The organism is Stenotrophobium rhamnosiphilum, from assembly GCF_003052265.1.
Lineage (GTDB): Bacteria > Pseudomonadota > Gammaproteobacteria > Nevskiales > Nevskiaceae > Stenotrophobium > Stenotrophobium rhamnosiphilum.
The window spans coordinates 196387-206013 of the sequence record NZ_QANS01000006.1; the positions used below are offsets into that span (position 1 = coordinate 196387).

General features: G+C 56.5%; 8 protein-coding genes. 6 read left to right on the forward strand and 2 right to left on the reverse strand.

Annotated elements, in window-relative coordinates:
* Positions 1 to 240: 240 nt before the first annotated feature.
* Both plsB and bamJ read left to right on the forward strand, forming a co-directional pair.
* Positions 241 to 2739, forward strand: a complete 2499-nt coding sequence (plsB, locus tag CJD38_RS15785) for a glycerol-3-phosphate 1-O-acyltransferase PlsB (RefSeq protein WP_107941338.1) — start codon at positions 241 to 243, stop codon at positions 2737 to 2739.
* A 61-nt stretch (positions 2740 to 2800) separates the two neighbouring features.
* On the forward strand, positions 2801 to 3541 hold the full coding sequence (gene bamJ, locus CJD38_RS15790) for a BamJ family beta-barrel-assembly machinery protein (protein ID WP_107941339.1): 741 nt from the start codon (positions 2801 to 2803) through the stop codon (positions 3539 to 3541).
* Between the two features lie 261 nt (positions 3542 to 3802).
* Here the strand turns inward: bamJ and CJD38_RS15795 are convergent, their stop codons facing one another.
* Both CJD38_RS15795 and CJD38_RS15800 read right to left on the reverse strand, forming a co-directional pair.
* Positions 3803 to 4141, reverse strand: coding sequence for a c-type cytochrome (locus CJD38_RS15795; protein WP_107941340.1), 339 nt, complete (start codon positions 4139 to 4141; stop codon positions 3803 to 3805).
* A gap of 10 nt (positions 4142 to 4151) precedes the next feature.
* Positions 4152 to 4478 carry a c-type cytochrome gene (locus tag CJD38_RS15800; RefSeq protein ID WP_107941354.1) on the reverse strand — a complete coding sequence of 109 codons (327 nt, stop codon included), beginning with the start codon at positions 4476 to 4478 and terminating at the stop codon, positions 4152 to 4154.
* 319 nt (positions 4479 to 4797) lie between these two features.
* Between CJD38_RS15800 and CJD38_RS15805 the strand changes: the two genes are divergently transcribed.
* The 4 genes from CJD38_RS15805 (at position 4798) to ntrC (ending at position 9455) form a co-directional block, all read left to right on the forward strand.
* Positions 4798 to 6318: a Ppx/GppA phosphatase family protein gene (locus CJD38_RS15805; RefSeq protein ID WP_240783671.1), complete on the forward strand. Its 1521-nt coding sequence runs from the start codon at positions 4798 to 4800 to the stop codon at positions 6316 to 6318.
* A 5-nt stretch (positions 6319 to 6323) separates the two neighbouring features.
* Positions 6324 to 6833 (forward strand): DUF4124 domain-containing protein, encoded by a 510-nt coding sequence (locus tag CJD38_RS15810; RefSeq protein WP_161554266.1) that lies wholly within the window; start codon positions 6324 to 6326, stop codon positions 6831 to 6833.
* 82 nt (positions 6834 to 6915) lie between these two features.
* Positions 6916 to 7983: a nitrogen regulation protein NR(II) gene (gene glnL / locus CJD38_RS15815; RefSeq protein ID WP_107941342.1), complete on the forward strand. Its 1068-nt coding sequence runs from the start codon at positions 6916 to 6918 to the stop codon at positions 7981 to 7983.
* On the forward strand, positions 7974 to 9455 hold the full coding sequence (ntrC, locus tag CJD38_RS15820) for a nitrogen regulation protein NR(I) (protein ID WP_107941356.1): 1482 nt from the start codon (positions 7974 to 7976) through the stop codon (positions 9453 to 9455). The genes glnL and ntrC overlap by 10 nt, the downstream gene beginning before the upstream one ends.
* Positions 9456 to 9627 lie beyond the last annotated feature (172 nt).

The following is a 9627-nucleotide window of genomic DNA, read 5'->3' on the forward strand; positions in this document are numbered from 1 at the left end:
CTTTTATAGAAATCATTATTTAATCAATTAAAACGATATTGGCACCAATTGCCTCTCTCACAGGTCTCATGGGCCTAGCTCATGGCTTGTTGGCATCAGGCATGCGGTAAAATTGCGGCCACAATGAAGTGATAAAAGCCGGGCATCTGCACCCCTGCCGCGGCACCCGGGGCTTATGCGTCACCCTCCGTCCCGGGCCAATCCGGCCAACGGTCGGCAATACCTTGAAGGAGAGATGGTTTGAGCGGTCCGCTAACAAGCATTTTTTACTGGCTGGCGTGGTTACTGTTCCGCCCGCTGAATTCGTTGATCCAGTACAAGATCACGCGCGCCGACCTGCGCGCCGAGTTGAAGCTCGACCCGACCAAGCCGGTCGTATTCATTCTGCCGACGCGCTCATGGACCGATCTGTTCGTGCTCGACCGCATCTGCAAAGATCTGGCGCTGCCGCGTCCTAGCCGCACGGGTCTGAATTTTCCAACCCCTGATCATGCTGGCGTGGTTTATCTGCCAGCCGTGCTCGAAACGCGTATTCATCCAACTGAGCTGACGCGCTTGCTGGAGACCGCCGCCGCAACCAAGACCTACGACGCACAGCTGATCCCGATCACGCTGTTCTGGGGCCGCGACCCCGGCAAAGAAACCAGTCTGTTCAAACTGGCGTTCTTCGATAGCCCGCAGGCGAGCGCGATTCGCAAACTCTTCATCATCATCGCCAACGGCCGCAATGTTTTCGCCAACTTTGGTTTGCCGCTGCAGTTCCGCGAATACGTTGATAAAGAAAAAGACGCTACGACGGCGATTCGCAAGCTGACGCGCGTGATGCATTTCCATTTTCTGCGTGCGCGTACCGCGGCGCTGGGGCCGACACTGCTGCGTCGCGGTGTTGTGGTCAGCACGCTGCTGCAAAGCAAAACCGTTCAATTGGCGTTGCAAGCGAGCGCGAACGACAGCAAAAAGAATTACACGCCAGAACAAGCGCTGCGTTATGCGCGCAAGTGCGCTTTAGAAATCTGCGCGGATTATTCGACGGTCAGCTTGACGTTCATCGAACGCTTCCTCGGCACTTTCGTGTGGAATCGCGTTTTTAAAGGCATCGACGTTCAAGGCTTGGAGAAAATGCGTCAGCTCGCAACGACGCATGAAATTGTCTACATGCCTTGCCACCGCTCGCACGCAGACTATCTGTTGGTGTCGTACTCGCTGTATCACGCTGGCTTGGTGCCGCCGCATATCGCGGCTGGTATCAATCTCAATATTCCGGTTGTCGGCGCGCTGCTGCGTCGCTGTGGTGCGTTCTTCATGCGTCGCAGTTTTTCCGGCGACAAAATTTATACCGCCGTGTTTCGCGCCTATGTTGAATCGCTGATTCAGCGCGGCTATCCGATTGAGTTTTTCCCGGAAGGCGGCCGTAGTCGCACGGGTCGTTTGCTGGCGCCGAAAACCGGCTTGCTGAGCATGGTGGTTGAAGCGGGCTTGAGACAGCGCACGCGCAAGGTTGCGCTGGTGCCGGTGTTCATCGGTTACGACAAAGCGTGGGAACTCAACAGCTATTCGAAAGAATTGCGTGGCGCAGCCAAGCAGAAAGAATCCGTGCAGGGCCTGCTCAAGGCCAGCAAGATTCTTGGCAAATCTTTCGGCAAGGCCTACATCAATTTTGGCCAGCATTTAGAGCTGCAAGATTACGCCGACACGCATCTGCCGAGCTGGCGCGAGCAAGTTAAAAACAGTGACGGCCCAATCATGGGCTTCAAGCCTTTTATTGCGCAGTTGGCTGCAGAACACATGCGCCGCATCAACGACGCCGCTGTCGCCAATCCTGTGAGTCTGGCTGCTGTGGCGCTGCTGTCTTCACCGCAACGCGCGGTGAGTGAAGAAGAATTGGTTGAACAAATCGGTCACTTGATCTGGCTGTTGAAAGGTCAGAACTACAGCCCGCTGCAATACATCCCAGAAAGCGCGCCGCGCGCGGTGGTGGATTGGTCTGCGCCGATCGCACGCATCCGTCGCGCGCCTCATCCGTGGGGCGACTTGATGGCACTGGCAGATCGCGACGCGGTGTTGCTCACGTACAACCGCAACAACATTCAGCATTTGTTTGCGCTGCCTTCATTGGTCGCCAATTTCTTCCGCACGCGCGGCATGTTGCCGGAAGAAGCGGCGGTGATGGGTTGCCGCGCTTTGTATCCATTCTTGCGCACGGAATTCTTTCTGCGCTGGGACATGCAGGAATGTGAAACCGCGACGCGCGAGTGCATCGAGGTCATGGTCAAACTCGGCCTGCTGACGCGCACCATCGGCGGCGACCTGCGTCGTCCGGATGTCGCCAGCCCGGCGTTCTCAACACTGGCCATGCTCGGCCGCGTGATGAGCGAAACGCTGGAACGCTATTGCATGACCGCCCTGCTGCTGGCTGAAGAAAGCAAAAGCGATCTGCCGCTGCAGCGTGACAAGTTTGAAGAAGACTGCCGCCTATTGGCCGAACGCATGGCGATTCTGACCGGCCGCGACGCCCCTGAATTCTTCGATAAAGCCCTGTTCCGCGGCCACATGAACACCCTCATCGAAGTCGGCCTAGTCGTTGAAACAGATGCCAAAACCCTGCGGGTGGATGCCAAGATCGAACGCGTTGCCGAACGATCCATGGAACTACTTTCGGACGAGGCGCGTCAAACGCTTCTGCAGCTACTTTCTCGTCGCCGAACCCCTGTCGTGACAGCGCCAGACGCTTCGGTATAATCGAAAACGGTAGGGGCCTTGCGCCCCGTTTTTTTTCCATAACAGAATATTAGGAATCTCCATGTCGAAGTCTTATCGTTTGCTGGTAGCGATTGCTGCCATCAGTTTGATTGCAGCCTGCGCCAAAAATGGCGACAAGGACGCAAAGCCGGCCGATGCTTCTGGCCTCACCACTGACGCCCAGAAGTTCGGTTACGCCATCGGCGTTGACCTCGGCAAGTCACTGCAGCCAGTCAAGCAGTACGTTGACGTGGCTTCTCTGAAGCAGGGTCTGGATGACATCAGCAGCGGCGGCACGTCGAAGCTCGACGACGCAGCTCGCGAAGAAATCAAGAACACCGTTGCTAAGAAGATGCAGGAAGAACAGCTCGCTCAGCGCGCTGATCAGTCCAAGAAAAATCAGGAAGAAGGCGACAAGTTCCTTGCTGAAAACGGCAAGAAGGCTGGCGTAAAAACCACCAAGAGCGGCCTGCAGTACGAAGTGCTGACCGAAGGTAAAGGCAAGCACCCAACTGATAAGGACAGCGTCACCGTTCACTACAAAGGCACGCTGCTGAATGGCGAAACCTTTGATAGCTCCTACGATCGTGGCCAGCCAGTAACGTTCCCTCTCGGCAACGTGATCCCAGGTTGGACCGAAGGCGTGCAGCTGATGACGGTAGGTTCCAAGTACAAGTTCTACATCCCAGCAGCTCTGGCCTACGGCGAGCGCGGCGCTGGCGTGAAGATTGGTCCTAACTCGACGCTGACCTTCGAAGTTGAACTGCTCGGAATTGGCGAAGAAGCGCCTGCTGCTAAGTAATTAGCGATTTACGCTAGTTGTAAAAAAGCCGCCAGAGAAATCTGGCGGCTTTTTTTATGTACGTGAATATTCGCGCTGAAATTTAGGAGCGCCTCTTAGGCGCGATTGGCCCCCGTAACCAATCACGCCTAAGACGAGGGCATGGATGCCCGAGGTAGAACAACGCAGGAGCAGTTGTCGAGGCGCTCCTACAAAAAGCAGACAGCCAAGCAAAAGGCCGCTGATTTCTCAGCGGCCTTTTTTTAACATCCTTACGAACGCTTATTTCTTCAAAGCGCCATGCACGCTAGGCGTGTACAGGTCGCTGGTCTGCGAACCAAAGAACTTTGCGAGAGCGTGAATTTCTTCTTTGCTCAAGCCAGCAGCCTGACCATTCATGATCGGGTTCTTACGCGCGCCGCTCTTGTACTCGGTGAGGGCGTGTTCAAGATAGTTGGTGTACTGACCAGCAAGCACTGGGTTTGCTTCAATCTTGCTGTGGCCGTTTTCGCCGTGGCAAGCAAAGCAGGCAGCAGCCTTTTCTGGCTGTGCAACTGGGCTGGCAGCAAAAGTCGCGGTGGAGACGAGGCCCAGCAGGGCAATCGTTGCAATATGTTTCATGGAGGTCACCTTACTTATGGGCCGCGGAGTGTTCGAGATACGAGGCAATATCCTCGATATCCTGATCGCTCAAGCTGGCAGCCTGTGCCTGCATGGTTTTGTGAGGGCGATTGCCACTGCGGTATTCCTTCAGCGCAGCAACAATGTAGTCACGATGCTGTCCGCCAATCTTGGGAACGCGGTATCGCGGATAAGCGTTGTCATACTGCGGGATGCCGTGGCAACCCATGCAGGTGTTCGCTTTAATGCGGCCAGCCTCAACGTTGCCTTCGGCAAACGCAGGCAGACTCAGCGTGAGGGCGGCAGCAATGGCGCCCACGCGGACAAACTTCATCATGTGAAACTCCCCAAACGGAACATCAACAAAGAATTTAGCCACAATATGTTCCGTGAATTGAGCACTCGGGTCAACGGAAATTCGTAACAGAAGCGAATGCATGCTGCGTTATAGTGCGAATCGACAAGGCAGAACGCGTACTTTATCGATGTTGATTATTGTTGTTTAAATTAATTTTAATTATATAAATTTAAACATATTCACTACGCCACGCACTCGATTGTGAGTGACGGCACCAACCCGAAAACAACATGCCCGACCGCATCGAGCGCGCCACAAAAAATTCTGATTTTTGCCTGCGCAATTTGGAGCGCTGCCAGTGAGTTTGCGCTCGAATCGCGCAACCGCCGTCCAAGGCTTGGAAGTCGCCGCAGTTGATCTGGGCTCCAACAGCTTTCACATGATGGTGGCGCGCGCCAATGGCTCTGAGCTGCAGGTGATCGATCGTCTGCGCGAACCGGTTCGTCTCGCGGCGGGACTCGATGCCGACAAACGTCTGCATCCGGAAGTTCAAGCCCGCGCACTCGCTTGTCTGCAACGCTTCGGCCAGCGACTGCGCGGCATCCCGCAGCAACAAGTGCGCGTGGTCGGCACTAACACCATGCGCCGCATGCGTCGCAGCGAAGACTTTCTCGCCGCTGCTGAAATGGCGCTGGGCCACGAAATCGAAATCATCGCTGGCGCAGAAGAAGCACGCTTGGTTTACGGCGGCGTTACTCACGGCATGGGTCGCGCAAAAGGGCGTCGACTGGTGGTGGATATCGGCGGCGGCAGCACCGAGGTCATCATCGGCCGCGGACCCAATCCGGAGTTGATGGAATCTGTCTCGCTGGGCTGCGTCACGCATCATCAATTGTTCTTTGAAGACGGCGACATCACCCGCGCACAGTTCCGCAAAGCACGCCTCGCAGCACGCGTTCAGCTGGAGTTCTTAGAGCGCCGCTATCGCAAAGCCGGTTGGGATGTTGCCATCGGCGCCTCCGGCACCGTGCGTGGCGTTTGGCGCGTGATGATGGCCAATGGCTGGTGCGAGAACCAGATCACGCGCGAAGGCTTGGAAAAAGTGATTGAGCTGGTGCTGTCACGCGGCCACGTCAACAAAATTGATTTCCCCTCGCTGCGTGAAGATCGTCGCCCGGTATTCGCAGGCGGACTTGCAGCACTGGCCGGCGTGTTCGACGCGCTCGATCTGCAGAAGATGGAAACCTCTGAGCGCGCGCTGCGCGAAGGTTTGATTTATGACCTGCTCGGACGCCTCTCCAATCACGATGTCCGCGATGAATCCGTTAATACGATGGCCGAGCGTTACGCGGTGGATCTCAATCACGCGCAAGCTGTCGAACGCACGGCGCTGAAAATTCTCGATCAGGTCGGCAAGAGCTGGAATCTGGAACCCAAATTCTCCGCCATGTTTCTTGGCTGGGCCGCGCGCCTGCACGAGATTGGCTTGGTGATTTCGCATTCCTCGTATCACAAGCATGGCGAATACATCATCAAGCATTGCGATCTGCAGGGCTTCTCGCAGACCGATCAAAAACTGCTGGCGACGCTGGTGCGCGCACATCGCAGCAAATTATCGCCGCTGACTTTCGACGATCTACCGAGCATGTGGGTGGAACCGATGCGCCGCCTGACGATGATCCTGCGCCTCGCGGTTTTGCTACATCGTTCACGCGAGCCGGATCTACGTCCTCCGGTAAAACTCAGCGCCAATCGCCGCGCGCTGGACATGACCTTTACCCAAAAAACCTGGCTGACGCGGCATCCGCTGACACAGGCCGACTTGGAACGCGAAGCGGAATACCTCAAAGTCGTCGGCATGAGATTGAAGGTCCAGTAATGCGCGTGATCAGCTGCCTCCTGCTGTTATTGCTAGCCACGACGGCAATGGCAGGAGGCAAGCTGTACCGATACGTGGACCCTAACGGGATGGTGCACTTCACCGATCAGCCACCAACCCGAGGCGCCAAGCCGATGGTGCTTGATGGCAGCCGTCCGGCCGTCTCCAAGAAAAAGTGGGATGACGCCGCCTCCATCGAGATCGTCCGCAACGCCACACGCTTTGCCGTGCACTGGACGTTGCCAACGCCGGGACAAACTTTCAAAGAGGTTGATTCCAACTTTTTGGTCGTGGTTAGCGTCATGCCAGGCCTCGCCAAAGGCTTCGGCATTCACTTTTATGTCGACGGCAAAGCGCAAAGCACCAAACCGATACCTGACATCAAAGCTACATTGCACGGAATTGGTGCGGGCAAGCACGAGCTAGTTGCGGCTCTAATTAGCCATGAAGGCAAAGAGTTAGCACGGTCCAAGCCGATCAATATCGAGGTCAAGGCGACGCTGGCCAAGAAGTAACGCACCATTTTGGTGCTTGCATGCCTGATTTGGGGTAGCCTTGAGCCAAATTTTATGGCCCGCTTCTTGCGACCCGCAGCCCATGCTTACCTCAACCCGCCGCCGCACACGCCCCGATGCCGTCCTAGACGGCATGACGACGGCTGTTATCTGTCTCGATCAAAGTCTGCGAGTCACTGCACTGAACTCTGCCTGCGAAAGCCTGTTCGGCATCAGCCGCCGCCACGCTCTGGACGCGCCACTCACTGAAGGCATCCCGCATTTCGGCAGCCATGAACCGCGACTGCGCAAAGCGCTGGACGCCGGCGCCGGCTTCATCGACCGCGAACTCACCCTGCAACGCGTCGGTGAACAAGCCATCACCGTTGACTGCACCGTCACCCCGATTCTGGTCGATGGCAAGCACGGCCTATTAATGGAAGTTCTGCCGCTGGATCGCCACCTGCGCATCTCGCGCGACGAACTTCTGTTGGCACAACACCAAGCCAGCCGCGAACTGATTCGCGGTCTTGCACACGAAATCAAAAATCCGCTCGGCGGTATCCGCGGCGCGGCGCAATTGCTGGAGCGCGAGTTTCCAGATTCCGAACATCGCGAATACACCCGCGTGATCATTCGCGAAGTCGACCGCCTGCAAAATTTGGTCAACCGCATGCTCGGCCCCAATCGCGTGCCGCAGAAAGCGCTGCTCAATATTCACGAAGTGCTGGAGCACGTGCGTCAGCTGGTGCAGGCGGAAGGGCCGGATGAAGTGCACTTTCTGCGTGACTACGACCCGTCGATTCCCGACATCGTGGTTGATCGCGAGCAGATGATTCAGTCCGTTCTCAACATCGTGCGCAACGCCTTACAAGCCATCGGTAGCACCGGCAATATCACTCTGCGCACGCGCACCAAGCGCCAACTCACGATTGGCGGCGCGCGTCACAAGCTGGTGATTCAGATCGATGTAGAAGACGACGGCCCGGGTATTCCGGCCCCGATGATGGAAAAAATCTTCTATCCGATGATCACCACGCGCCCGGAAGGCACCGGACTTGGCCTGCCTATTGCTCAGTATCTAATCCATAGCCACGGCGGCCTCATTGAATGTCGCTCGCGGCCCGGCTGCACCGTGTTTTCGATTTATCTACCTCTGGAATTGCAATGAGCCTTACTGTCTGGGTTGTAGATGACGACGAGTCGATCCGCTGGGTACTCGACAAATCGCTCGCGCGCGAAGGCATGAAAGTCAAAACCTTTCCGGGTGCGGCTGAACTGCTCGATGCATTGGACAGCGGCACGCCAGACGTGTTGCTCTCCGACATCCGCATGCCCGGACTGAACGGCCTCGACTTGATGGAGCGCGTACGCGCCGCCAAGCCAGAGTTGCCCGTGATCATCATGACCGCGCACTCCGATCTCGATGCCGCGGTCGCTGCCTACAAAGGCGGCGCTTTTGAATATCTGCCCAAGCCTTTTGACGTAGACAATGTTGCCGCACTAGTCCGCCGCGCTGCGCAGAAGCAAGTTAAGAACGATGTCCTGAATGTCGACATGAACGGCGCCGCCATTATTGGCGAAGCCCCGGCGATGCAGGACGTATTCCGCGCCATTGGTCGTCTCTCGCAGTCACAGATCACGGTGCTGATCACCGGCGAATCCGGCACCGGCAAAGAACTGGTTGCACGCGCACTGCACGTCAACAGCCCACGCGCACAAAAACCTTTCCTCGCGATTAACACCGCGGCGATTCCAAAAGATTTGATGGAAAGCGAATTCTTCGGTCACGAACGCGGCGCGTTCACCGGCGCAGCAACACAACGCAAAGGTCGCTTTGAACAAGCCGACGGCGGCACACTTTTCCTAGACGAAATCGGCGACATGCCGGCCGACCTGCAAACGCGTTTGCTGCGCGTGCTGCAAGACGGACAGTTCTATCGCGTCGGTGGTGTCTCGCCAATCAAAGTCGATGTGCGTGTGGTTGCCGCCACTCACCAAGCACTCGAACATTTAGTGAAAGACGGCCGCTTCCGCGAAGATCTTTATCACCGCATCAACGTCATCCGCGTGCGCGTTCCACCACTGCGTGAACGTCGCGAAGATATTCCAATCCTGATGCGCCACTTCCTTGCGCGCGCAGCGCTGGAAATGAAAACAGAACCCAAGCGCCTGCAACCAGAAGTGCTCGCGCTACTGCAGAATTTCGATTGGCCCGGCAACGTCCGCCAAATGGAAAACACCTGCCGCTGGCTCACCGTAATGGCGCCAGGGCAAGACATTCATCTGCAAGATTTACCGCCGGAATTGCAGACGCAGAGTTCGAGTGGCGCTGTAGCGTCTGCGGGTGTTGCGTCACCACTTAGCGAAACGGCGCCGTCCATTGCAGCAGCACCGAGTACGGCTTCAGTAACTACGACGACGGCAACGCAGTGGGATCAGTTGCTTTCGCAGTGGGCGACGCATGAGCTTGGTGCGGGCACGGATGATTTGCTTGGCATTGCTACGCCGACGTTTGAACGGATCATGATTGAGGCGGCGTTGAAGGCTTGTGATGGGCAGCGTCAGGAAGCGGCGCGCAGACTTGGATGGGGACGCAACACGCTCACACGTAAGATCAAAGAACTTGGCATGCCGGATTGATTCGGCGGTTTATGCGCGCTGCGCGGGCTAAGGCCTACTCTGCTTGATATGGCGTGTTTCGCACGGCGTGCGAGTTACTTTCTTTGCTTGTGCAAAGAAAGTAACCAAAGAAAACACACCCTGCGTACGCGTCGGAACAAAAAGACGTTCCGATTCCCTGTGCTTCTCGTCT

Excerpts from the sequence above, each read along its gene's own strand:
- CJD38_RS15795 (WP_107941340.1), bottom strand. The coding sequence starts at position 4,141 with ATGAAACATATTGCAACGATTGCCCTGCTGGGCCTCGTCTCCACCGCG.
- glnL (WP_107941342.1), top strand. The coding sequence starts at position 6,916 with ATGCTTACCTCAACCCGCCGCCGCACACGCCCCGATGCCGTCCTAGAC.
- bamJ (WP_107941339.1), top strand. The coding sequence starts at position 2,801 with ATGTCGAAGTCTTATCGTTTGCTGGTAGCGATTGCTGCCATCAGTTTG.
- CJD38_RS15800 (WP_107941354.1), bottom strand. The coding sequence starts at position 4,478 with ATGATGAAGTTTGTCCGCGTGGGCGCCATTGCTGCCGCCCTCACGCTG.